Below are 25,217 nucleotides of genomic sequence, written 5' to 3'. Positions count from 1 at the left end.
GGCCCGCCGCGCGGCGTCGCGGCTCACGTCGTCACGTCTGGCGTCAGCGGGGTCGTGGCGGCGACCGGCGGTCATCGGGCGGTGGCGGCCCGACGACGCTGACGCGAGTCGATGAGCAGGTCCTGCACCTGTCGCAGCGGCTTGCCGTCGTCGTCCTGGGCGTGTCGGGCCCAGGCCCCGTCCGCCCCGAGGTGCCAGGACTCCGTCTCGTCCGACATCCCGAGGTCGAGCAGCCCGGACAGCTCGGCCCGGTGCGCCGGGTCGGTGATCCGCAGCAGCGCCTCGATCCGGCGGTCCAGGTTGCGGTGCATCATGTCGGCGCTGCCGATCCACACCTCCGGATCGCCGTTGTTGCCGAAGACGAAGATCCGCGAGTGCTCCAGGAAGCGCCCCAGGATGCTGCGCACCCGGACGTTCTCGCTCAGCCCCGGCACACCCGGCCGGATCGCGCAGATGCCGCGCACCCACACGTCCACCGGCACGCCGGCCTGCGAGGCCCGGTAGAGCGCGTCGATCACGGTCTCGTCGACGATCGAGTTGACCTTGAGCCTCACGTGCGCCGGACGCCCGGCCCGGTGGTTGGCGATCTCGTTGTGGATCCGCGCCACCAGGCCGTCGCGCAGCCCGCGCGGGGCGGTCAGCAGCCGGCGGTACGACTCACGGCGCGAGTATCCGGAGAGGCGGTTGAAGAGGTCCGAGAGGTCCGCGCCGACCTGCGGGTCCGAGGTCAGCAGACCGATGTCCTCGTACAGCCGGGCCGTCTTCGGGTGGTAGTTGCCGGTGCCGACGTGCGAGTACCGGCGCAGGGTGTCGCCCTCCTGCCGGACCACCAGCGACAGCTTGCAGTGCGTCTTCAGCCCGACCAGGCCGTAGACCACGTGGCAGCCGGCCTCCTCCAGCTTGCGGGCCCACTTGATGTTGGCCTGCTCGTCGAAGCGCGCCTTGATCTCGACCAGCACCAGCACCTGCTTGCCGGACTCCGCCGCGTCGATCAGCGCGTCGACGATCGGCGAGTCGCCCGAGGTCCGGTACAGCGTCTGCTTGATCGCCAGCACGTCCGGGTCGCCCGCGGCCTGCTCCAGGAAGGCCTGCACCGAGGTGGAGAAGCTGTCGTAGGGGTGGTGCAGCAGCACGTCCCGCTCGCGCATCGCGGCGAAGATGTCCGGCTGCGAGGCCGACTCCACGTCGGTCAGGCCGCGCGCGGTGCCCGCCACGAACTTCGGGTACCTCAGCTCCGGCCGGTCCAGCTCGGCGATGCCGAACAGCCCGGTCAGGTCCAGCGGCCCGGGCAGCGGGAAGACCTCCGCCTCGGTGATGTTCAGCTCCCGCACCAGCAGGTCCAGGATGTAGGGGTCGATCGACTCCTCGACCTCCAGCCGCACCGGCGGGCCGAAGCGCCGCCGCATCAGCTCCTTCTCCAGGGCCTTGAGGATGTTCTCGGTGTCGTCCTCCTCCACCTCCAGGTCCTCGTTGCGAGTGACCCGGAAGGCGTGGTGGGCGAGCACCTCCATGCCCGGGAAGAGCTCCTCCAGGTGCGCCCCCATGACGTCCTCCAGCGGCACGAACCGCTGCGGGGAGGCCTCCAGGAAGCGCGCGAGCGACTGCGGCACCTTCACCCGGGCGAAGTGCTTGTGCCCGGAGACCGGGTTGCGCACGACGACCGCCAGGTTGAGCGAGAGCCCCGATATATAGGGGAACGGGTGCGCCGGGTCCACCGCCAGCGGCGTGAGGACCGGGAAGATCTTCTGCCGGAACAGGGTGTGCAGCCGCGCCTGCTCCTTCTCCGCCAGCTCGGACCAGCGGACCACGTCGATCCCCTCGGCGGCGAGGTCCGGCAGCACCTCCTGCTGGAACGCGGCGGCGTGGCGGGCCATCAGCTCCCGCGAGCGGGTCCAGATGAGGTCCAGCACCTCGCGCGGCTGGAGCCCGGAAGCGCTGCGCTGGGCGACGCCGGTGGCGATCCGGCGCTTGAGGCCGGCCACCCGGACCATGAAGAACTCGTCGAGGTTGCTCGCGAAGATCGCCAGGAACTTGGCGCGCTCCAGCAGCGGTATTCCCGGATCCTCGGCCAGCTCCAGCACGCGTTCGTTGAACGCGAGCCAGCTGCGCTCACGGTCCAGGAAGCGGCCCTGCGGCAGTTCCTCGAGGTCCTGCTCGTCGGCGACCGTCAGTTCCGGCGGTATCCCGAGCGCGCTGGCCATCCGCGCGGGCGGGGACAGCGGGGCAGGGACGGGGCGGGGGATGCTCATTGGCTCCAGCTCCTCCAGCAGGACGGCGTCCGGACGCGAAATGCTCTTCGGGCTGTCGCCCTCGCCCATCACCAACGCCCACCCACCCGGCGCGGTCGTCACAGAACCGGTCGACACGTGCCGACCGGTGCTGCACGAGCGAGACACTACGGACTTCATCCTGTGATCTTCACGGCATTAATTGAATCCACGGTAAACACCGCGTGGCCAGGAGGAAAGCTGAGGCGGTCAGGGCTGCGGCGAGGGGCGCACGCCCGTTGCCGCAGCCCCGTTTTCTCCGCTAGGCGCCGCCGGGGCGCGCTGATCGACCGGTCACTCTCGGTCACCGGTAGGAGGTCACCGGAAATTCGGGTGGACGACCCCCGCGCGATACATCAGATCGACTTCGTGGACGGTGAATCCGAGCCTCTCGTACACCCGCACCGCCGCCGGATTGTCCGCGTCGACGTACAGCAGCACGGTCTCCAGACCGCGCTCACCGGCTGCGGCGTCACTGCCTGTCAGGTGGCGCAGACCGGCCGCGGTCAGCGCCCGGCCGAGGCCGCTGCCCTGCTCCGCCGGATCGACGCCCACCACGTACACCTCGCCGAGCGCGGGCTCGGTCGCGGTCGCCGGGTGCACCTTCGTCCAGTGGAAGCCGACCAGCCTGCCGCCCCGGGTGGCGAGGAAGAAGCCGGCCGGGTCGAACCACGGCTCGCCCAGCCGGTCGGCCAGGTCACGCCCGGTCCAGGAGCCCTGCTCCGGGTGGTGCGCGAAGGCGAGGGCGTTCAGACGGAGCCACTGCGCGTCGTCCTCGCCGGGCCGGAAGGTCCGCAGCTCGATCCCGTCCGGGAGCGGGACGGTCTCGGTCTGCGGCCCGGTGCGGCGCATCTGCCGCAGCTCGCGGACCAGCTCGGCGCCGTATCCCTCGGCCAGGTGCCGGGCCGCCGGGTGTCCGCCGTGCACCCAGAAGTCGACGTGATCCCGGCCCGCCCGCCCGGCCTCGGCGAGCACCGCGTCCACCAGGGGCCGCCCGTAACCCCGTCCGCGGGCGGCCGGCGCCACCACGAGCTCGGCGGCCGGGTTGGCGCTGCCGCTCTCGGGGATCTCCAGCTGGCCGTAGCCGACGGTCTCGGCGCCCTCCGCGTCGTGTCCGACGGTCTCGAGGAAGTGGGTCGCGCCGGTCCGCGCCGTCTCCGAGGAGCGCAGGCGCAGACGTCCCTGCTCGGACACGGCCTCCCGGCCGTCCGCGCCCTGGGCGTCCGCCAGGACCCGCAGGGCCGCATCCCGCTGTGCCGGCCGCAGTACGTCGGAGGCGAGGACCGTGGTCGCGTCGCCCGGTGTTGCCGTTCCATCGTCCATGCCCTGACGATACGTCAACGGCAAACGCAAAGAACCCCCGCCGGAATACCGGCGGGGGTTCTTCTCAAAATTTGTTCGGCGGCGTCCTACTCTCCCACAGGGTCCCCCCTGCAGTACCATCGGCGCTGTAAGGCTTAGCTTCCGGGTTCGGAATGTAACCGGGCGTTTCCCTCACGCTATGACCACCGAAACACTATGAAACTGTCAACCGCACCCACACCATGACCAGACGTGTGGGGGTCGTTGTTTCAGAACAACACAGTGGACGCGAGCAACTGAGGACAAGCCCTCGGCCTATTAGTACCGGTCAACTCCACCCCTCACAGGGCTTCCATATCCGGCCTATCAACCCAGTCGTCTACTGGGAGCCTTACCCTCTCAAGGAGGTGGGAGTGCTCATCTCGAAGCAGGCTTCCCGCTTAGATGCTTTCAGCGGTTATCCCTCCCGAACGTAGCCAACCAGCCATGCCCTTGGCAGAACAACTGGCACACCAGAGGTTCGTCCGTCCCGGTCCTCTCGTACTAGGGACAGCCCTTCTCAACACTCCTACGCGCACAGCGGATAGGGACCGAACTGTCTCACGACGTTCTAAACCCAGCTCGCGTACCGCTTTAATGGGCGAACAGCCCAACCCTTGGGACCTACTCCAGCCCCAGGATGCGACGAGCCGACATCGAGGTGCCAAACCATCCCGTCGATATGGACTCTTGGGGAAGATCAGCCTGTTATCCCCGGGGTACCTTTTATCCGTTGAGCGACGGCGCTTCCACAAGCCACCGCCGGATCACTAGTCCCTACTTTCGTACCTGCTCGACCCGTCAGTCTCACAGTCAAGCTCCCTTGTGCACTTACACTCAACACCTGATTGCCAACCAGGCTGAGGGAACCTTTGGGCGCCTCCGTTACTCTTTAGGAGGCAACCGCCCCAGTTAAACTACCCACCAGACACTGTCCCTGATCCGGATCACGGACCCAGGTTAGACATCCAGCACGACCAGAGTGGTATTTCAACGACGACTCCACCATGACTGGCGTCACGGCTTCAAAGTCTCCCACCTATCCTACACAAGCCGAACCGAACACCAATATCAAGCTATAGTAAAGGTCCCGGGGTCTTTCCGTCCTGCTGCGCGAAACGAGCATCTTTACTCGTAATGCAATTTCACCGGGCCTATGGTTGAGACAGTCGAGAAGTCGTTACGCCATTCGTGCAGGTCGGAACTTACCCGACAAGGAATTTCGCTACCTTAGGATGGTTATAGTTACCACCGCCGTTTACTGGCGCTTAAGTTCTCAGCTTCGCCCCACCGAAATGGAGCTAACCGGTCCCCTTAACGTTCCAGCACCGGGCAGGCGTCAGTCCGTATACATCGCCTTACGGCTTCGCACGGACCTGTGTTTTTAGTAAACAGTCGCTTCTCGCTGGTCTCTGCGGCCACCCCCAGCTCGGAGTGCAAGACTCGTCACCAGGAATGGCCCCCCTTCTCCCGAAGTTACGGGGGCATTTTGCCGAGTTCCTTAACCATAGTTCACCCGAACGCCTCGGTATTCTCTACCTGACCACCTGAGTCGGTTTGGGGTACGGGCCGCCATGAAACTCGCTAGAGGCTTTTCTCGACAGCATAGGATCATCCACTTCACCACAATCGGCTCGGCATCAGGTCTCAGACTATGTGTTGCGCGGATTTGCCTACGCAACGTCCTACACCCTTACCCCGGGACAACCACCGCCCGGGCTGGACTACCTTCCTGCGTCACCCCATCGCTCACCTAATACGAGGTTGGATCGCCGGCTCCACCACGTCCCTTTGTCCGAAGACTCCAGGCCGGTTTCACGGGCTTAGCATCACTCGGTTCAGCGTTGGCGCTTCAAAGCGGGTACGGGAATATCAACCCGTTGTCCATCGACTACGCCTGTCGGCCTCGCCTTAGGTCCCGACTTACCCTGGGCAGATCAGCTTGACCCAGGAACCCTTGGTCAATCGGCGCAAGAGTTTCCCACTCTTGTATCGCTACTCATGCCTGCATTCTCACTCGTATACCGTCCACGACTGGTTTCCACCGCCGCTTCACCCGGCACACGACGCTCCCCTACCCATCACAGCAGGCGTTGGCCCTTCATGCTGCAATGACACGACTTCGGTGATGTGCTTGAGCCCCGCTACATTGTCGGCGCGGAATCACTTGACCAGTGAGCTATTACGCACTCTTTCAAGGGTGGCTGCTTCTAAGCCAACCTCCTGGTTGTCTCTGCGACTCCACATCCTTTCCCACTTAGCACACGCTTAGGGACCTTAGTCGGTGTTCTGGGCTGTTTCCCTCTCGACCATGGAGCTTATCCCCCACAGTCTCACTGCCACGCTCTCACTTACCGGCATTCGGAGTTTGGCTAAGGTCAGTAACCCGGTGAGGCCCATCGCCTATCCAGTGCTCTACCTCCGGCAAGAAACACGTGACGCTGCACCTAAATGCATTTCGGGGAGAACCAGCTATCACGGAGTTTGATTGGCCTTTCACCCCTAACCACAGGTCATCCCCCAGGTTTTCAACCCTGGTGGGTTCGGTCCTCCACGAAGTCTTACCTCCGCTTCAACCTGCCCATGGCTAGATCACTCCGCTTCGGGTCTTGGGCATGCAACTCAAACGCCCTATTCGGACTCGCTTTCGCTACGGCTACCCCACACGGGTTAACCTCGCTACACACCGCAAACTCGCAGGCTCATTCTTCAAAAGGCACGCAGTCACGGCCCATCAGCAAGCTGATGAACGACGCTCCCACGGCTTGTAGGCACACGGTTTCAGGTACTATTTCACTCCGCTCCCGCGGTACTTTTCACCATTCCCTCACGGTACTATCCGCTATCGGTCACCAGGGAATATTTAGGCTTAGCGGGTGGTCCCGCCAGATTCACACGGGATTTCTCGGGCCCCGTGCTACTTGGGAGTTCTTCAAACGAGCCGTACAGATTTCGCCTACGGGGGTCTTACCCTCTACGCCGGACCTTTCGCATGTCCTTCGACTATCCATACGGTTTCTGACTCGTCGACCGGCCGGCAGACCGGTCAAGAAAAATCCCACGACCCCATCAGCGCAACCCCTGCCGGGTCTCACACGCTCATGGTTTAGCCTCATCCGGTTTCGCTCGCCACTACTCCCGGAATCACGGTTGTTTTCTCTTCCTGCGGGTACTGAGATGTTTCACTTCCCCGCGTTCCCTCCACATACCCTATGTGTTCAGGTATGGGTGACAGCCCATGACGACTGCCGGGTTTCCCCATTCGGAAACCCCCGGATCAAAGCCTGGTTGACGGCTCCCCGGGGACTATCGTGGCCTCCCACGTCCTTCATCGGTTCCTGGTGCCAAGGCATCCACCGTGCGCCCTTAAAAACTTGGCCACAGATGCTCGCGTCCACTGTGCAGTTCTCAAACAACGACCAGACACCCACCTCAACAAGCATGGGACCGGCATCACTGAGGTACGTTTCCGTTCCCTCAGGACCCAACAACGTGCCCGACACAGTCAATCCCAGAAGCGTTCCACGCCGAAGCAGTACTACCTTCTGATCTCTTCCTGTGCCGAATAGTCAACGTTCCACCCATGAGCAACCGTGCAGGACATTCGCCTGCAAGCGGCATATTGCTCCTTAGAAAGGAGGTGATCCAGCCGCACCTTCCGGTACGGCTACCTTGTTACGACTTCGTCCCAATCGCTGGTCCCACCTTCGACGGCTCCTCCCCTTACGGGTTAGGCCACCGGCTTCGGGTGTTACCGACTTTCGTGACGTGACGGGCGGTGTGTACAAGGCCCGGGAACGTATTCACCGCAGCATGCTGATCTGCGATTACTAGCAACTCCAACTTCATGGGGTCGAGTTGCAGACCCCAATCCGAACTGAGGCCGGCTTTTTGGGATTCGCTCCGCCTCACGGCATCGCAGCCCTTTGTACCGACCATTGTAGCACGTGTGCAGCCCAAGACATAAGGGGCATGATGATTTGACGTCGTCCCCACCTTCCTCCGAGTTGACCCCGGCAGTCTCCTGTGAGTCCCCATCACCCCGAAAGGCATGCTGGCAACACAGAACAAGGGTTGCGCTCGTTGCGGGACTTAACCCAACATCTCACGACACGAGCTGACGACAACCATGCACCACCTGTATACCGACCACAAGGGGGCGACTATCTCTAGCCGTTTCCGGTATATGTCAAGCCTTGGTAAGGTTCTTCGCGTTGCGTCGAATTAAGCCACATGCTCCGCTGCTTGTGCGGGCCCCCGTCAATTCCTTTGAGTTTTAGCCTTGCGGCCGTACTCCCCAGGCGGGGAACTTAATGCGTTAGCTGCGGCACCGACGACGTGGAATGTCGCCAACACCTAGTTCCCAACGTTTACGGCGTGGACTACCAGGGTATCTAATCCTGTTCGCTCCCCACGCTTTCGCTCCTCAGCGTCAGTAATGGCCCAGAGATCCGCCTTCGCCACCGGTGTTCCTCCTGATATCTGCGCATTTCACCGCTACACCAGGAATTCCGATCTCCCCTACCACACTCTAGCCTGCCCGTATCGAATGCAGACCCGGGGTTAAGCCCCGGGCTTTCACATCCGACGCGACAGGCCGCCTACGAGCTCTTTACGCCCAATAATTCCGGACAACGCTCGCACCCTACGTATTACCGCGGCTGCTGGCACGTAGTTAGCCGGTGCTTCTTCTGCAGGTACCGTCACTTGCGCTTCTTCCCTGCTGAAAGAGGTTTACAACCCGAAGGCCGTCATCCCTCACGCGGCGTCGCTGCATCAGGCTTTCGCCCATTGTGCAATATTCCCCACTGCTGCCTCCCGTAGGAGTCTGGGCCGTGTCTCAGTCCCAGTGTGGCCGGTCGCCCTCTCAGGCCGGCTACCCGTCGTCGCCTTGGTAGGCCATTACCCCACCAACAAGCTGATAGGCCGCGGGCTCATCCTGCACCGCCGGAGCTTTACACCCAGGACCATGCGGTCCCAGGTCATATCCGGTATTAGACCCCGTTTCCAGGGCTTGTCCCAGAGTGCAGGGCAGATTGCCCACGTGTTACTCACCCGTTCGCCACTGATCCACCCCGAAGGGCTTCACCGTTCGACTTGCATGTGTTAAGCACGCCGCCAGCGTTCGTCCTGAGCCAGGATCAAACTCTCCGTGAATGATTACCCGTAATCGGGTTCACACCCGCGTTGAGCGGCACGGCAACCACCGGAATTAGGCGGCCCCGCGCACTGCGTCCTCGCTAGTGTTATTTCAAAAGGAATCTCCAACCCCAGAGAATCTGAGGCCGGGGATGTCAACATATCTGGCGTTGACTTTTGGCACGCTGTTGAGTTCTCAAGGAACGGACGCTTCCATCAGGCGGCTTTCACACCGGCCCTCCGGGCGCTTCGTTCTTTCGTGTTTCCAGCTTACCAGATGTTTTCCGTGCCGTTCCCGGCGCTTCCTTCATCCAACTCGCTGGCGTCTTCTGCGGCTTGACGCCCCGTCCGACGTTTCAAACTCTAGCCGATCCCCGCTCCGAAAAGCGAATCCGGCCGCAATCCCTGAAAACAGGCACACCGAATAAACCCTGAGCCGGAACGCGTCGAAACGAATAACGACACGCCTCGGCCCGTAACCGGGAAGAGGTGGTGTTTCAGAGGATTGGCTACCTCGGGACCGTCCGCGCAGACGCGTGTCCGGTGCTCCCAGCCAGGCAGCTCGAAGAACACTAGACCTCTCGGGCGGCCGAGTCAAGCGCCGGTCTCCGTTCGGGGGACTCCTCCTCGGCCGGCAGCTGGAAGGCGAGGACGGCGACGTCGTCGTCGTGTTCGGAGGTGACGCCCATCGCCCGCAGCAGACGGGCGCAGACCACGTCGGGGGCGCCGACCGCGCCGGCGAGGGTACGGGCGAGCTGGTCGAGGCCCTGGTCGATGTCCTCGTCGCGGCGTTCGACCAGCCCGTCCGTATAGAGGACGCCGGTGGTGCCGGGCAGCAGTCGGAGGGTGTGCGAGATGTGGACGCCTCCCCCGGTGCCCAGGGGCGGGCCGTTCTGTTCCTCGCTGCGCAGGACGGTGCCGTCGGGGCAGCGCAGCAGGATCGGGAGGTGGCCGGCGGAGGCGTAGCCGAGGGTGCGGCGCTGCGGGTCCCAGACGGCGTAGGTGCAGGTGGCGATCTGGTTGGCGTCGATCTCCATGGCGAGGCCGTCGAGCAGGGTCATCACCTTGTGCGGCGGGAGGTCGAGGCGGGCGTAGGCGCGGACGGCGGTGCGGAGCTGTCCCATGACGGCGGCGGCGCGCAGGCCGCGTCCCATGACGTCGCCGATGACGAGGGCGGTGCGGCCGCCTCCGATGGCGATGACGTCGTACCAGTCGCCGCCGACGGCGGCCTCGGCTCCACCGGGTTGGTAGGTGGCGGCCACGCGGAGGTCTGCCGGCTGGTCGAGCTTCTGCGGGAGCAGGCTGCGCTGGAGGGTGACGGCGGCCTCGCGGTGGCGGCGTTCGGACTCGCGCAGCCGGGCGGCGGCGAGGACCTGGTCGGTGACCTCGGCGGCGAAGACAAGGACGCCGGAGGTCGGGTCGTCGCTCGTTGGAGTGGAAAGGACGGGCCCGCCGTCGGGGCCCTCGCGGCCCGGGTCGCGGGCGAGGGGGACGCAGGAGACGTTGTAGTAGCGGTTGCCGGTGAGGCCGAGGATGCAGCGGGCCTTGACGCTGCGGGGGCTGCCGCCGCGGATCACCTGGTCCATGAGGGGCAGGACGCCGAGGGTGCCGAGTTCGGGCAGGGCGTCGCAGGCGGGCAGGCCGGTGGGGCGCTCGCCGAAGAGTTCGCGGTAGGCGCGGTTGGCGTAGCCGAGCTGGTGGAGCGGGCCGTAGGTGACGGCGACCGGGGCCGGGATGCGGTTGAGGACCTCGCGGAGGTCCTGGGGCCGGTGGGGGTCGAGCACGCCGGTGGGGTCGAGGGCGTCGGAGATGGCGAGGGCGTCGGAGGTGTCGGCCGAACCGGCGGGGCTGGTGGGGTCGCGGGGGCCGGGCACCACGACAGCGTCGCCGGGCGGGGTGCCGCGGTCGGTGCCGGCCCCGGACCGCGGGGTGGCACGCCACGGGACTCCGGTGAGCCGGGCGCTCCAGCGCATGAGGTTCAAACGACGGCCGCTTCCTCGGGTTCCAGACATATCATCACTTCTTGTGCACTCGTCAGCACACGGGGTAATGACTCGGTCGGGCCGATCCTGTCAGGCGGAGGCCCGATTCCGGAAGTCGTCCGCGCCAGGCGTGGTGGTCCGGTCGGCCGCGGGGCCGTCCCGGTACTCCGAGCGGGCGGTGGCGGGCGGTCCGCCGGCGCCGCTCACACGGGCCGCTCGTCGGCCGGGGCCGACTGCTCGGGCCGGCCGATCGGGACGACCTCGCGGGCGAAGAGCCCGGCCAGCGCCCAGTCCATGAGGACCCGCACCCGCCGCTCGCCGCTCGGCAGCCGGCGCAGGTGGCGGGCCCGGTGCAGCCACCAGGCGCGGCGGCCGGTGAGCCGTCCGCCGCGCCTGGTGTGGGCGACCGCCCGGCCGAGCCCCAGCGAGGTGGAACAGACCGGGGCCCCGGGCCGGTACTCGGTGATGGCGGGCGCGTGCGGGCCGCCCTCCAGCGCGACCAGCACATTGGCGGCCAGCAGCTCGGCCTGGGCGAAGGCGTGCTGGGCGTTCGGCGCGCACGGCGCCCCGTCCGCGTGCGGGTCGGGCACGGCGGCGCAGTCCCCGGCGGCCCAGGCCCCCGGCAGCGCGCGGCCGTCCGGGCCGAGCACCTGGAGGGTGGGCAGGCAGCGGACCCGGCCGGCGGTGTCCAGCGGCAGGTCGGTGTCGCGCAGCAGCGGGTGCGGGCGGACCCCGGCCGTCCAGACCAGGGTGCGGGCCGCGAACCGGCTGCCGTCGGAGAGCGCCATGACCCCGCCCACGGCCGACTCCAGGGTGGTGCGCAGTCGGACGTCGACGCTGCGGTCCCGCAGCTGGGCCAAAGTGTGGTCGGCGAGTTCGGGCGACTCCTCGGCGAGGATCCGGTCGGTGGCCTCGACCAGCACCCAGCGCAGGTCCTCGGGGGTGATGTTGTGGTGGCCGCGCACCGCGTACCGGGCCATGTCCTCGAGTTCGGCGAGCGCGCCGACGCCGGCGTAGCCGCCCCCGACGAAGACGAAGGTGAGCGCGGCCTGGCGGAGCGCCGGGTCGCGGGTGGTGGCGGCCAGGTCCAGCTGCTCCAGGACGTGATTGCGCAGGCCGACGGCCTCGCCGACGGTGGAGAAGCCGCGGCCCTGCTCGGCCAGGCCGGGAACGGGCGCGGTGCGGGAGACCGCTCCGGGGGCGAGCACCAGGACGTCGTAGTCGAGTTCGACCGGTGCCGGCGGTTCGCCCGGGCCGGCGGCGTCGGCCCAGGCCCGGCGGGTGGCGTGCTCGATCCGGGTGATCCGCGCGGTGAGCACCTTGCACTCGGTGAGCTCGCGGCGGAGCGGCACGACCACGTGCCGGGGGTCGATGCTGCCGGCCGCGACCTCCGCGAGCAGCGGGTGGTAGGTGAGGTAGGCCTGCGGCTCGACCACGGTGAGGTGGACCTCGCCGCGGCGCAGCCGCTCGCGCAGGCCGCGCTGGAGGTGCAGCGCTGCGGACATGCCCGCGCAGCCGCCGCCGACGATCAGGATCCTGATGGCGCACCTCCTGTCGATGGGTCCCGGTGCCCGCCTTCGACCGGGCATGCCCCCATCACGCCCCCCAATAAAGGACCGCCGAGGCCGTCTTGTCCACCATCCGTGCAGTGGCGGACGGGGCCGGTGGGGCGGGGCGGGGGCGGATGTGCTGCCGGGGTGACTTTCTGACGCACTTTCGGCCGCGAACTGCGGTGAACTATGGTCGGATTGTGTGGCGGCGCGGCCACTGCCATGTCAACTGGCGGCGACGCACCGTGGAGCGGCCATTACGGCCAGTTCTAGTGTTGGCGGGAGAACCCGACTGCGGGACCGTGATCCGGGGAAGGGTAGTTCCCGGACAAGGCCCCGGATACGGGCGCCGACACGCCGGTCCGATCGCACCGATCGGCCCGGCGGCGCCCGCCGGATCGGGGTCCGGGTGGTCTGCGCGCGGCCGCACCCACGGTCGGGCGTCACCCGGGCGGTACCACCAACGGCACGAGCGATGGGTCATCGGTCATTTCTTTCAGGCGTAGCTGCACCGGGGGGTGCAGGGGCGGGCGACGACAGGGTCCGGAACCGGACGTCTGTGGGGGAGAGTTGGGATGATGGAACAGGAGCGACTGTTGGGGCGAGCGGGTGCGGCACATCCCGGCCAGGGCGTGGTGCCGGAGCAACGCGGCCCCGCCGAGACGGCCGGGCCGACCGGGACGTCGTACGCGGCGGTCCCGTACCGGGGCGGCGAGATGACACAGTCCGGGCCTCCACCGGGCGCGCGGCTGCGGGTCGACGCCCGCCGGAACCTCGAGAGCGTGCTGCGCGCGGCCCGCGAGGTGTTCGGCGAGTTCGGCTACGGCGCGCCGATGGAGGAGGTCGCGCGGCGCGCCGGGGTCGGCGTGGGCACGGTGTACCGGCGTTTCCCGAGCAAGGAGGTGCTGGTCCAGCGGATCGCGGCCGAGGAGGTGGCCTGGCTGACCGCCCAGGCCCGCGAGTCGCTGTACGGCGGCTCGGGGGCGTGGGAGGCGCTGGCCGGGTACCTGGCACGTGCGGTGTCCAGCGGGGCCGGGCGGCTGCTGCCGCCGGAGGCGTTCCGGTACGCCGAGGAGCTCGGGCGGGTGCCCGAGCAGCGGTCGCCGGACCCCCTCGGGCCGACCGGACCGGCCGGCGGGTTCGGCTCCGCGCGGTACGAGCCGCTGGGCGTCGCACCGGCGGCGTCCGGCGGGTTCCCGGACACCGGGGTCCCGACGTCCGAGGCCGAGGCCGCGGCGCTGGTGGCCGACGCGGACCCGCGGCTGCTGCTGCAGCTGCTCGCGGCCCTGGTGGCGCGGGCGGGCGCGGCCGGTGAGCTGCGGCCCGGGGTCACCGTCGCGGACGTGGTGCTGGTGCTGACGGCGTCGGTACCGGTGCACGCGTGGCGCGGGGCGGTCGGTGCCGGTCCGGTGGGTACGGCGTCGGACGGGGCCTCCGGTCCCGGCGCGGCGGGCCCGGCGGCCGGGGACGCATCGCAGTCGGCCGGTGGTCCGCAGACGGACGGTCAACCTGCCGAAGGCCCGTCGGACCGGCTGCTGCAGATCCTGCTCGACGGCCTGCGGGCCCGCTGAACGTCACCTCGCCGGACGGCCACCGTCCGTCGCGGGCAAGGAGGTTGGTGAACCGGGCGGCGCGTGGAAACGGGTCGCGCGCCCGGCGCGGGCGACGCCCGCCGAGGCGCCGCGCTCCGGGCGAACACATCCGCGACGGCCCACGGAAGAGTGGGTCGCGGCCGGTCCGGCTACCGCCCCACTCTGCGCTATGCCATCCTTTGCCCGTGGTTGGAGCCAATGTCCCGATGCGCGCCGTTCGCGCGCCCTCGGCGCCGTGCAGCGGGAGCTCGTGCGCCCACGCACTCCTGCGCGCCCTGCCACACTACGGGGGCTGTCGTGGAATCTGGGGTCCGTTGTGAGTGCCGAGGAACAGAACGACTACGGCTACGGCCTCGACTTCGGGCGGTCCGCGGGGACCGGGCCCGACTGGGGGTCCGACTGGAGGCCCGACGGTCCGGGCGCGGACGCCGGGGCGGCCGGCGCGGGGCCGTCGGCAGCGGCCCAGGTGTCCGGCCCCGTGCAGTCCGGGCAGTCCGGGCGTCCGGCGGGCCAGGTGCCCGACCAGGCCGGGATGCCCAGCCGTGAGACGCTCTCCGCCTCCGCCGCCGCCCTCCCCCAGGGCCGCGTCCCCGGACAGGCCCCCGCCGGGCACGGCAGCGTCACCCCGGAGGCCTTCGTCGGGACCGGCACCCCGGCGCGCCCCACCGTGCCGGCGCCCGCCGATCCCGTCGACGGCGAACGTCCGCCCTCCGACGCCGAGTTGACCGCGCTCGTACGGGCCGGGAACGACACCGCGTACGAGGAGATCTACCGCCGGCACGTCGACTCGGTGCGCCGCTACGCCCGGACCTGCTGCCGTGACAGCTTCACCGCCGAGGACCTGGCCGGCGAGGTGTTCGCCCGCACCCTGCAGGCGCTGAAGGCCGGCAAGGGTCCGGAATTCGCCGTCCGCGCCTACCTGCTGACCGCCGTGCGGAACGTCGCCGCGGCCTGGACCCGCAGCGAGCGGCGCGAGCAACTCGTCGACGACTTCAGTGTGTTCGCGCAGACCTCGGCCGCCGTGGTCGACCTCGACCTGGCCGACCCCGGCGCCGACGCCTGGGCGATGGCGATGGCCGACCAGCGCATGGTGATGCAGGCCTACGCCGAACTCCCCGAGGACGACCGGATGGTGCTCTGGCACACCGAGGTCGAGCGGGAGTCGCCCAAGACCGTCGCGGTGATGCTCGGCAAGACCGCCAACGCGACCGCCGTCCAGGCCCACCGGGCCCGTGACCGGCTCGCCGCCGGGTTCCTGCAGGCCCATGTCTCGGGCAGCCAGGACCGGGACTGCGCGGCGCACGCCAACCGGCTCGGCGCGTACGCGCGCGGCTCGCTGCGCAAGCGCGCCTCGGCGGAGGTCGGGCGGCACCTCAAGGAGTGCGACCGGTGCACGGCCGCGTGCCTGGAGCTGTCCGAGATCAACCACGGGCTGCGCGCGCTGCTGCCCGGCGGGGTGCTGCTCTGGGTCGGTGTGGGCGGCGTCGGTGCCGCTGCGGCCGCCGTGGGCGGGGCGGCGGTGGTCGGCGGCGCGGCCGCCGGGACCGCGGCCGCCACGGCGGGGGTGGGGCGACCGCGGGGGTGCCGCCGCGGGTGCGGCGGGGACGGCGGGAGGAACTGCGGGAGGGACCGGGGCCGCGGGTGGGGCTGCGGGCGGGGCCGGGGCCGCGGGCGGAAGTGGCGGTGCGGGTGCGGGCGCGGGTGCCGCCGGCGAGGGTCTGGGCACCGCCGCCAAGGCCGGCATCGCCGCCGCCGTCGCGGTGGCGGCAGCCGCCGTGGCCGCGTACGCGCTCACCGGCTCGCCCGAGCCGAAGCCGCCGGTGGCCGCGCCCCCGCGTCCGCCCCGGCCGCGCCCGCGCCGCCGGCCCCCGCGCCCGAACCCGCCGCCCCGCAACCGGCGCCGCAGCCCGCGCCGGCGGGCGCCGAGCCGGCCCCGGTGGAGGAGCCCGTCACCGCGCCGTCCGCGCCGTCCGCGCCTGCGACGCCCGGCTCGAAGCCCAGGCCGGTGCCGCCGGCCGCGCCCGGCACGCCGCCGGCCACCACGGCGGCCTCGCCGGCGCCCGCGCCCCCGAAGTCCGGGCCGTCCCCGACGCCGTCACCGGCCAGGCCCAAGCCCCCGGTGCCGGTGACGCCGCAGCCGAGCCTGCCGGTGATCCCGACACCCGAGCTGCCGGTGATCCCCACGCCCGAAATCCCGGTGATCCCCACGCCCACCGTCACGGCCAACGTGCCGACGGCGGTCCCCACGCCCCCGGAGCCGAGCGACTTCTGGGCCGACAGCCTGCCGGTGATCAAGCCCGGCAACAACCGGGTGCCCCCGCCGCAGCCGAGCATCCGGCAGAAGGGGAGCGACTGGTTCTGGCAGCGGGACGCCGTCTCCGTGGGCGGCGCCGAGCACCGGCACGGCGTCAGCGTGCACGCTCCGGCGACCACGCTGATCGACCTCAACCGCAACTGCACGTCGTTCGACGCGGTGGCCGGGATGGACGACCTGAGCGTGACGCTCGGCGGCGTGGTCTTCTCGGTCCAGGGCGGCGACGGGCGGACGCTGTGGAGTTCGCGCACGCTGCGGGCGGGTGAACCGGCGGTGCCGGTGCACGTGTCGCTGGAGGGGCAGAAGTCGATCCGGCTGGTGGTGACGCCGGCGAACGGCATCTGGTCGGCGCTGAACATGGCCGACTGGGCCGAGGCCCGCTTCAGGTGCGTCTGAAGCGGGCCTCGGGGGTGCCGCGGGGGCGCGGGCCGGTCGCGGGTGTCGGCTCAGATGGCGCAGGAGCCGTCCGCGCAGGCCTCGCCGGCCGGGGCGACCTGCACCGGCGCCGGCCGGCGCTCGCCGATCTCGGTGGCGACCTGCTCCAGCACCCGGCGGAAGGTCTCGGCGTCCTGGCCGCCCTGGACGGCCCACTTGCCCTCGAAGACGAAGGTCGGCACGGCGGTGATGCCCACCTCGCGGGCCTCGTCCAGCTGCGCGCGGACCTCGGCGGTGCCCTCGTCGCCCGCGAGGTAGGCGGTCACCCGGTCGCGGTCCAGGCCCGCCCCGACGGCGACCTCGGTGAGCGCGGTGCGGTCGCCGACGTCCACGCCGTCGGTGAAGTGCGCCTTGAGCAGGGCCTCCTTGAGGCGGCCCTGGGCGGCCGCGCCGTACTCGGTCTCGGCCAGGTGCAGCAGGCGGTGGCCGAGGAAGGTGTTGGCGTGCAGGGCGGCGTCGAAGTCGTAGGTGATGCCCTCGGTGCGGCCCAGTTCGGCCACCCGGGCGTCCATCGCGACGGACTGCGGGCCGTAGCGCTCGGCCAGCCACGCGCGGTGCGGGCTGGCGGCGGCCGGCGCGTCCGGCACCAGCTGGTACGGCCGGTAGACCACCTCGACGTTCTCCTTGCCCGCGAAGCCGTCGAGGGCCTGCTCGAAGCGACGCTTGCCGATGTAGCACCAGGGGCAGGCGATGTCGGAGTAGATCTCGACCTTCATGACGGGGGCTCCAGGGAAGATGGGGGGCTTGTGTTCCGAGGTTGGTGAACGATGAACCATCTCGGGACATTCCCGGCGCGTCCGCTGCCCCGGGTGCTCAGCCCTCGGGCGGGGCGGGGACGAGCAGGACGGGGCAGGACGCGTGGTGGGCGACGGCGCTGCTGACCGAGCCGAGGAGGAGGCGGGTGAAGCCGCCGTTGCCCCGGGTGCCGAGCACCAGGGTGTGCTGGCGGGCCGAGGCGGCCAGCAGGACCTCGATCACGTTCCCGAGCACCACGTGCAGCGACATCTCCGCCGTGCAGGGGTGGGGGCGGGCCTGCTGGACGGCGGCCACCGAGCGGCGCAGGCCGTCGGCCATCGACTCGACCAGGGTCTCCACGCTCTCCTGGACCAGCTCGGCCATCCCGGGCGGGTAGCCGGCGGGTGCCGGGTTGACGACGGCGAGCACGTAGAGGGGCAGGCCGTGCGCCTCGGCCTCGGTCATCGCCCGTTCCAACGCCCAGAGCGAACCGTCCGACCCGTCGCACGCCGCGAGCACCCCCGGCGGCCGCCCCGTCGGCGGCCGCCCGAGCACCGAGAGCACGACGGGGACGGACGGGTCCGGGCTGGCACTGGTCACCATGACCTCCGTGGGTGCAGGACAGAAGGGGAGCCGGGGACGGGACGCCTCGCCATGATCGCCGCCCCACCCCGCCCCCATCCCCGAGCCGCGCCGAACACGCCCACGAGGCACGGCGCAGCACGGCGTCCGCACAGGAAGTCGGCCTGGCCGACTTCCTACTCCAGCGGCACGGGGCCGGGCGGGGGAAATCGGTAGACCGGTCTGCATATTCATGGCACGAACGGGGCCCATGAGCGCAGGAAGTCGGGCGGGCCGACTTTCCACTCCAGCGGGGCACGGGGCCGAGCGGGGGAAATCGGTAGACCGGTCTGCATATTCGTGGCCACGAACGGGACCCATGGGTGCAGGAAGTCGGCCGGGCCGACTTTCCACTCCAGCGGGCACGGGACAAGGCGAGGGAATCAGTAGACCGGTCTGCATATTCGTGGGCCACGGACGAGCCGCCGGGAGCAGGAAGTCGGGCCGACCGACTTCCTGCTCCGCGGGGGCGGGGTGTGGGTGGGGTGAGGGGGGTCAGGGGAAGCGGGTGGGGGTGAGGGCGGGGCGGGTGGGGTGGGGGAGGCCGGTCCAGCAGGCGCCGTGGCGGCGGGCGCGGATGCGGCGGAGCCAGAGTTCGGTGGCCACCAGCTCGGCGAGGCCGGCGAGGGTGGCGGGTGGGAGGGGGCCGGCCTGGTCGGTGGCGCGGGCGAGGGCGGTGCGGACGGCGGGCAGGTCGATCAGGCCGGCCTCCGCGAGCAGCGGGGCGTCGAAGAGCTCGGCCAGGCCGTCGGCGGCGAGCCGCAGGCCCGCCCGGGCGGGGGCGGTGCGGTCGGGGCGGGGCCTGCGGCCCCAGTCGGGCGGCAGGTCGGTACGCCCGGTGCCGGCCAGGACGGACCGCAGCAGCGCGTGCCGCGCCCCGGGCTGGAGCCGGACGTCGTCCGGGAGCAGCCGGGCGGCGCGCACCACCTGGTTGTCGAGGAAGGGCGCGTGCAGGCGCTGCCCGGGCTGTTCGGTGGCGTGCACCAGCGTGCGGAACCCGCGCGCGTGCCGATGGAGGGCGTGCCGCGCCCGGTGCGCGCCCGGGTGTTCGCCGGGCGCCGGTTCGCGCGCCGCCAGCCGGAGCCGCAGCGCGACGGCGGAGAGCGCCTCGTCGGACAGCCAGCGGGCGGCCGGCCCCGGGACCACCCAGGCGAGGTCGCCCGCCGAGCGGGTGCCCGCCGTGCCGCCGCCGTCGGGCGTGCGGCGGAGGGTCAGTTTCACGGCCGTGTCGTCGAGCGCGTCCGCCCACCGGCTCCGGGCCAGCCGGTGGGCGGCGCGCACCACGGTCAGCGGGGTCCGCAGCGCGCCCGCCAGGACACCGGCGGCCGCCCGGTCGGCCCCGGCCAGCGCGGCCACCGGGGAGAGGAGTTCGCGCGACCGGCCGGCCCGGACCAGGTCGGCCAGCCGGGCCGGGTGCCCGTCCAGGACGTGCCGGGCGCCGTAGCCGGTGAGGTGGTCGGTGCCGCCCGCCTCGAAGCGGGCCCCGGCCCAGGCCGCGGCGACGAGTTCCGGCCCGGGCTCGTCGGTCAGCCGCCCGGACGTCGGATCGGTGCGCAGGTCCGCGTACGGGAGGGTGTCCGGGCCGGCGGCGAGCACGGTGTGGCGCAGCCGCGGGACGTCCGAGGCCGGCACCGGCACCGGCACCGGGACGGGTGCACCGGCGGAGGCGGCCGACTCGCCGGAGGTGACGGCGGCGACCGGTTCCGGGGCGCTCCTCGCCCGGCCGGCGGCACGGGCCCAGGAGCCCTTCACCGCCCCGGTGCGCGCGGCCGCGGGCCCGGCCGCGGCCGGTTCGGACTCGCCGGGCGGCGGGCCGGACCGGCGCGGCACCGCCGCTCCGCCGGCCGCGAGCGGGACGGCGGCGGCGAGCAGCGCGACGGTGGCGGACGCCGTCCCGTACGAGAGGTCGACGCCGAGCCGGGCCCGCCCCGGCGGCCCGCCGGGGCTGGTGCGGACCCGGAAGCGCACCGACTCCAGCAGGGCCCGGGTGAGCTCGCCGACCGCCGCCGCCTCGCCGCGCCCGCGCGCGCCGCCGGCACCCGGCTCGTCGTACCCGGAGAGGTACGGCCGCCCGTCGCGCAGGCCGAGCGCGTGCCCGGGCGGCACCCGCTGCACGCCGAGGTAGGGCGTGCCGGTGCCGAGCGCCTCCGGCGCCTCGGGGCAGGCGAGCCGGGCGGCGAGGTGGCCGGTGTCCAACGGCGCGCCGACCAGGTCGGCGAGCGGCAGGGCCGCGGTGGCGTACGCGGTGCCGCCGCCCCAGGGGGTGTGGAACACGGGCCGGGCGCCGGCCAGGTCGGTGAGCAGCACGGTGGAGCGGGTGCCGCTGCGCAGCACCGCGGTGTAGCCGCCGGGCCAGGCGGTGAGGTGGCGGACGGCGCCGCCGCGGGCGGCGGCCAGGCCGGCGGCGAGTTCGGCGTCGGTGGCGCCGCAGTGGCCGAGGACGGCGAGCCGCAGGACGGCGGGTCCGGCCTCGACCGGGTCCGGGGAGGTGGGGCCGGTGGTGACGACGGCGGGGGCGCCGGGCCGGAGGGTGACCAGGCGGATCTCCTCGGGCCGCCAGTCGCCGACCGCCCAGAGCGGGTCGGGGCCGCTCCACAGGGGGCGCGCGGCGATCGGGGCGATCGCGCCGGGCGGCTCGTGCGCCGGCGTGCCCGGTCGGGGAGCGCCCGTGCACCAGCCCGTCAGCCACCGCATCGCGCCTCCACCGCCCGAGGACCTGCACCGTGCGGCACGCCCGTCAGCGGGCGGTCCCCCTGGCCGGCCCGTGGCGCGCCGTCAGAAGACATGGTGCCACCGGTTGGGCGTCCGGCGACCGGAGTTGTCGTTTCCGGTACGTGCCCGGGCGGTCGGGTGCGCACGACGGCAGACGGTTTCGAACACCCGGACGATCCCCGGACAATCCCTGGACGATCCCTGGGTGGCACTCGGGCGGCACTCGGGCGGCACTCGGACACCCGTCCCCGTCGGGGCGGGCCGGGCCTCCCCCTCCATGGCCCGGACCGCCCTCCACGGCGCCCTGTCATGGCCATCGCGAAATGGCCGAAAGGCGTCGCTCTGCCCGGGAGGGCATCCGCATGCCCTCCCGGACGTCACCGCCGCCCGCGGGGATGAAGGCGGCGGCATCCCCCGGCCCGCCGGGTCCTCGACGGCGGGCCGACCCACGACCACCAGCGAATCGCCGACCAGCCGGTCGGGCCAGGGGGCACGGCCGGGCGCACATCGACACGGGACCGGAGCACGACGCTCCGGCGCTCCGCCCGAACACCCCCGGACGGCCGGATCCGGGTGGTCCGGACCAATCCCCCGGACCGTCCACCGCCCCGGGCCCGGGCGCGCGATCCCGCCATCCGGAATGCGGCCTCTTAACCGTCGGAACGCGTCCGACTACTCTAGGTACAGCAGCTACGGCCCGGTGCCGCCCGGGCCCCGCGCACGAGGCCGCAGGAGGTGCCGCCGCCACCATGACCGTCAGCCCACGAGGACCGAACGAACGGCTCGGCACGCTCCTGACCCTCGCTCAGATCAGCAACGCGGGGCTGGCCCGCCGCGTCAACGACCTTGGCGCCCAGCGCGGGTTGACGCTCCGCTACGACAAGACCTCGGTGGCCCGCTGGGTCAGCAAGGGCATGGTGCCGCAGGGCCCCGTCCCGCACCTGATCGCCACCGCGATCGGCGGCAAGCTCGGCCGGCCGGTGCCGCTGGAGGAGATCGGCCTCGGCGACACCGACCCGGCGCCCGAACTCGGCCTCGCCTTCCCGCGCGAGGTCCCCGACGCCGTCCGCTCCGCCACCGACCTCTGGCGGGTCGACCTCGACCTGCGGCGCGGCCCCGGCGGCGGGCGCTGGAGCGACAGCCTGACCGGCACCTTCTCGGTCGCGGCGTACGCGACCCCGGTCTCCCGCTGGCTGATCACCCCCGCCGACGGCTCGGTGGCCCGCGAGCTGCCGCGCTCCCCCGCCGAGGCCGGCTCGTACCGGGTCGGCCACTCGGACGCCGCCAAGCTCCGTGAGGCCGCCCAGGAGGCCCGCCGCTGGGACTCCAAGTACGGGGGCGGGGACTGGCGTTCGTCGATGGTGCCGGAGTGTCTGCGGGTCGAGGCGGCGCCGCTGCTGCTCGCCTCCTACAGCGACGCGGTGGGCCGGGCGCTGTTCGGCGCGACGGCCGAACTCACCCGGCTGGCCGGGTGGATGGCCTTCGACACCGGCCAGCACGAGGCCGCCCAGCGCTACTACATCCAGGCCCTGCGGCTCGCCCGGGCCGCCGCGGACGTGCCGCTCGGCGGCTACGTGCTGGCCTCGATGAGCCTGCAGGCCGGCTACCGGGGCTTCGCCGAGGAGGCCGTCGACCTCGCCCAGGCCGCCCTGGAGCGCAACCGGGGCCTGGCCACCGCCCGGACGATGAGCTTCTTCCACCTGGTCGAGGCCCGGGCCCAGGCCAAGGCCCGGAACGCTCCGGCGTGCGCGACCGCGCTCGGGGCGGCGGAGAGCGCCCTCGAACGGGCCCGCGCCGGGGATCCCGATCCGGCGTGGATCGACTTCTACGCCTACGACCGGCTCGCGGCCGACGCCGCCGAGTGCTTCCGCGACCTCGGCGTGCCCTCCAAGGTCCGCCAGTTCACCCGCGAGGCGCTGGCCCGGCCCACCGAGGGGTTCGTCCGCTCGCACGGCCTGCGGCTGGTGGTCTCGGCGATGGCCGAGGCCGAAGCGGGCAACCTCGACGCGGCGGTGGCGGCCGGCGAACGCGCCGTCGACGTGGCCGGGCGGATCTCCTCGCAGCGCAGCCGCGAGTACGTGGTGGAGATGCTGCGCCGGCTGGAGCCGTTCCAGGGCGAGCGCCGCGTCCGCGAGCTGACCGAACGGGCCCGCGCGGTGATCGTCGCCCCGGCCTGACCGGGAACCCCGGGGCGCCGACGCCCCCTCGACCGGCCCCCGTCGGCGTGGCAGCATCGCGGACGGACGGGGACGGTCGGACGAGGCGAGGCGAGGAGCGGGCCGTGCGGTACGACGTCGACGTGCTGGTGGTGGGGGGCGGGATCGTCGGGCTGGCCACGGCGTACGCGCTGACCGTGGCCCGGCCCGGGCTGCGGCTCACCGTGCTGGAGAAGGAGCCCGGCCTGGCCGCCCACCAGACCGGGCGCAACAGCGGGGTCATCCACAGCGGCGTCTACTACCGGCCGGGCTCGCTCAAGGCCCGCTACGCGGTGGCCGGCGCCGCCGAGATGGTGGAGTTCTGCCGCGCCCACGCCATCCCCCACGAGGTCACCGGGAAGCTGATCGTGGCCACCGGGCCCGCCGAACTGGACCGGCTGCGCACCCTGGCCGAGCGCGGCCGGGCCAACGGCATCCCGGTCACCGAACTGGACCGCGGGGGCATCGCCGGGTACGAGCCGCAGGTCACCGGCATCGCCGGGCTGCACATCGGGACCACCGGCATCTGCGACTTCCCCGCCGTGGCCGCCGCCTACGCGCGGCTGGCCCGCGAGGCCGGGGCCGAGATCCGCACCGGGGCCGAGCTGCGGGCGGTCGTCCGGCGGGCCGACGGCGTCACCGTGCAGACCTCGGCGGGCGAACTGCGCTGCCAGGTGCTGGTGAACTGCGCGGGCCTGCACAGCGACCGGATCGCCCGGCTGGCCGGCGACGACCCCGGGGTGCGGATCGTGCCCTTCCGCGGCGAGTACTACGAACTCGTCAAGGAGCGGCGGGAGTTGGTCCGGGGCCTGGTCTACCCGGTGCCCGACCCGGCGTTCCCGTTCCTGGGCGTCCACCTGACCCGGGGCGTGCACGGGGACGTGCACGTCGGCCCGAACGCGGTGCCGGCGCTGGCCCGCGAGGGCTACGACTGGCGCACCGTGCGGCCACGCGACCTGGCGGGCACGGTCGCCTTCCCCGGCACCTGGCAGATAGCCCGCCGGCACTGGCGCTACGAGGTGGGCGAGCTGCACCGCTCGTTGTCCAAGCGGGCGTTCACCGCGGCCGTCCAGCGGCTGCTGCCCGCCGTCACGGCGGCCGACCTGGTCCGGGCCGGGGCGGGCGTGCGCGCCCAGGCGGTGGCCCGGGACGGCTCGCTGCTGGACGACTTCGCCTTCGCCGGATTCGACCCGGACGACCCGCGCTCCACCCGCCGGCTGGTGCACGTGCTCAACGCGCCCTCCCCCGCGGCGACGGCCTCGCTCCCGATCGGCCGGGAGGTGGCCCGCCGGGCGCTGGCCGCACTGGCCGCCGGCGGCTGAGGAAGCGGACGGATCCCGGGGACGTGGGGACCGTCACAGGGCCGCCGGCCCGCCGCCGACGGCCCCGTAGACTCGGGTGATTGTGACTGCCACCGCCCCGATCCCCCCGCCCTCGCCCTCCGCCCGGCTCTCCGCGGCGCCCGCCGCGTACCCCGCGCCGATGTACCCGCACAAGGCCACCGAGGCCCAGCACAGCGAGCGGCGCATCCGCAGCTTCCAGCCGCGCCGGGGCCGGATGACCAACGCCCAGGCGGGCGCGCTGGACCGGGGCTGGGAGAAGTACGGCATAGCCATCGACGGCACGCCGCTCGACCTGCCCGCGCTGTTCGACGGCCTGCCGGTGACCCTGGAGATCGGCTTCGGCATGGGCGAGACCACCGCCGCGATGGCCGCCGCCGACCCCTCGACCGGCATCCTGGCCGCCGACGTCCACACCCCCGGCCACGGCAACCTGCTCGGCCTGCTGGAGCGCGACGGCAGCACCAACGTCCGCCCGGCCGCCGGCGACGCCGTGATCCTGCTGCGCGACATGCTGCCCGACGCCTCGCTGGCCGGCCTGCGGGTCTACTTCGCCGACCCGTGGCCCAAGCCCAAGCACCACAAGCGCCGGCTGGTCCAGCCGTCGTTCCTGGAGCTGGTCCTCCCCCGGCTGGCGCCCGGCGCGCTGGTGCACTGCGCCACCGACTGGGAGCCCTACGCCGAGCAGATGCTCGCCGTGCTGTCCGCCTCGCCGGAGCTGGAGAACCTGCACCCCGAGGGCGACGGCACCGGCTGGCTGGAGCCGGCGGACCACCCGGACGGCTCCGTCCCCGGCTACGCGCCGCGACCCGACTGGCGCCCGCTCACCAAGTTCGAACGGGCCGGCCTCGCCAAGGGCCACGTGGTGCACGACCTGCTGTTCCGCCGCCGCTGAACCCGCGCCGGGTGTTCGACCCGGCGGGCCGCGACGGCCCCGGCGGCCACTGCCCGGCGGGGCCCCGGCGGGGTGTCCGCCCCGACTCCCCCCGGCCGC

At 71.7% G+C, this 25,217-nt stretch carries 11 protein-coding genes, 3 rRNA genes and 1 pseudogene; 5 read left to right on the top strand and 10 right to left on the bottom strand.

The genetic code is table 11. The features are described from left to right. Nucleotides 1-71: 71 nt before the first annotated feature. The 7 genes and pseudogenes from ACFCLZ_RS20815 to ACFCLZ_RS20785 all read right to left on the bottom strand — a co-directional run bounded on the left by ACFCLZ_RS20815 (nt 72) and on the right by ACFCLZ_RS20785 (nt 12,318). Nucleotides 72-2,249, bottom strand: a complete 2,178-nt coding sequence (locus ACFCLZ_RS20815; protein WP_380278121.1) for an RNA degradosome polyphosphate kinase — start codon at nt 2,247-2,249, stop codon at nt 72-74. A 336-nt stretch (nt 2,250-2,585) separates the two neighbouring features. After that, nucleotides 2,586-3,590 carry a mycothiol synthase gene (mshD, locus tag ACFCLZ_RS20810; protein ID WP_380278119.1) on the bottom strand — a complete coding sequence of 335 codons (1,005 nt, stop codon included), beginning with the start codon at nt 3,588-3,590 and terminating at the stop codon, nt 2,586-2,588. A 73-nt stretch (nt 3,591-3,663) separates the two neighbouring features. Next, nucleotides 3,664-3,780: ribosomal RNA gene (rrf, locus tag ACFCLZ_RS20805) — 5S ribosomal RNA — on the bottom strand. 87 nt (nt 3,781-3,867) lie between these two features. Then, nucleotides 3,868-6,988, bottom strand: a 23S ribosomal RNA gene (locus ACFCLZ_RS20800). A 253-nt stretch (nt 6,989-7,241) separates the two neighbouring features. Further along, nucleotides 7,242-8,765, bottom strand: a 16S ribosomal RNA gene (locus tag ACFCLZ_RS20795). The 16S, 23S and 5S rRNA genes sit together here, the layout of an rRNA operon. A 611-nt stretch (nt 8,766-9,376) precedes the next feature. Continuing rightward, nucleotides 9,377-10,729: pseudogene (locus ACFCLZ_RS20790) on the bottom strand (PP2C family protein-serine/threonine phosphatase); the annotation flags it as partial. Between the two features lie 203 nt (nt 10,730-10,932). Then, on the bottom strand, nt 10,933-12,318 hold the full coding sequence (locus ACFCLZ_RS20785; RefSeq protein ID WP_380278117.1) for an NAD(P)/FAD-dependent oxidoreductase: 1,386 nt from the start codon (nt 12,316-12,318) through the stop codon (nt 10,933-10,935). 539 nt (nt 12,319-12,857) lie between these two features. Here ACFCLZ_RS20785 and ACFCLZ_RS20780 point away from each other — a divergent pair. Both ACFCLZ_RS20780 and ACFCLZ_RS20775 read left to right on the top strand, forming a co-directional pair. Beyond that, a complete protein-coding gene (locus tag ACFCLZ_RS20780; RefSeq protein WP_380278115.1) occupies nt 12,858-13,850 on the top strand; it encodes a TetR/AcrR family transcriptional regulator in 993 nt (330 codons plus the stop codon). A gap of 337 nt (nt 13,851-14,187) precedes the next feature. Then, nucleotides 14,188-16,581 carry a sigma-70 family RNA polymerase sigma factor gene (locus ACFCLZ_RS20775; protein ID WP_380278114.1) on the top strand — a complete coding sequence of 798 codons (2,394 nt, stop codon included), beginning with the start codon at nt 14,188-14,190 and terminating at the stop codon, nt 16,579-16,581. Between the two features lie 50 nt (nt 16,582-16,631). Here the strand turns inward: ACFCLZ_RS20775 and ACFCLZ_RS20770 are convergent, their stop codons facing one another. The 3 genes from ACFCLZ_RS20770 to ACFCLZ_RS20760 form a co-directional block, all read right to left on the bottom strand. Then, nucleotides 16,632-17,336 carry a DsbA family oxidoreductase gene (locus ACFCLZ_RS20770; protein ID WP_380278112.1) on the bottom strand — a complete coding sequence of 235 codons (705 nt, stop codon included), beginning with the start codon at nt 17,334-17,336 and terminating at the stop codon, nt 16,632-16,634. 97 nt (nt 17,337-17,433) lie between these two features. Further along, the gene (locus ACFCLZ_RS20765; protein WP_380278110.1) at nt 17,434-17,955 is read right to left on the bottom strand and encodes a universal stress protein; all 522 of its coding nucleotides are present in this window, start codon (nt 17,953-17,955) and stop codon (nt 17,434-17,436) included. A 516-nt stretch (nt 17,956-18,471) separates the two neighbouring features. After that, complete coding sequence (locus ACFCLZ_RS20760) at nt 18,472-20,670, bottom strand: asparagine synthase-related protein (protein WP_380278108.1); 2,199 nt, start codon at nt 20,668-20,670, stop codon at nt 18,472-18,474. 767 nt (nt 20,671-21,437) lie between these two features. Between ACFCLZ_RS20760 and ACFCLZ_RS20755 the strand changes: the two genes are divergently transcribed. The 3 genes from ACFCLZ_RS20755 (at nt 21,438) to trmB (ending at nt 25,118) form a co-directional block, all read left to right on the top strand. Next, on the top strand, nt 21,438-22,865 hold the full coding sequence (locus ACFCLZ_RS20755) for an MFS transporter (protein ID WP_380278106.1): 1,428 nt from the start codon (nt 21,438-21,440) through the stop codon (nt 22,863-22,865). Between the two features lie 104 nt (nt 22,866-22,969). Continuing rightward, a complete protein-coding gene (gene lhgO / locus ACFCLZ_RS20750) occupies nt 22,970-24,205 on the top strand; it encodes an L-2-hydroxyglutarate oxidase (RefSeq protein ID WP_380278104.1) in 1,236 nt (411 codons plus the stop codon). An 82-nt stretch (nt 24,206-24,287) separates the two neighbouring features. Next, nucleotides 24,288-25,118 (top strand): tRNA (guanosine(46)-N7)-methyltransferase TrmB, encoded by an 831-nt coding sequence (gene trmB, locus ACFCLZ_RS20745; RefSeq protein ID WP_380278102.1) that lies wholly within the window; start codon nt 24,288-24,290, stop codon nt 25,116-25,118. Nucleotides 25,119-25,217 lie beyond the last annotated feature (99 nt).

Origin of the sequence: Kitasatospora purpeofusca (assembly GCF_042691725.1) — a bacterium.
GTDB lineage: Bacteria > Actinomycetota > Actinomycetes > Streptomycetales > Streptomycetaceae > Kitasatospora > Kitasatospora purpeofusca_B.
The sequence above is the reverse complement of the archived record's forward strand: the minus strand, read 5'-3'. Positions and strand labels throughout refer to the sequence as shown.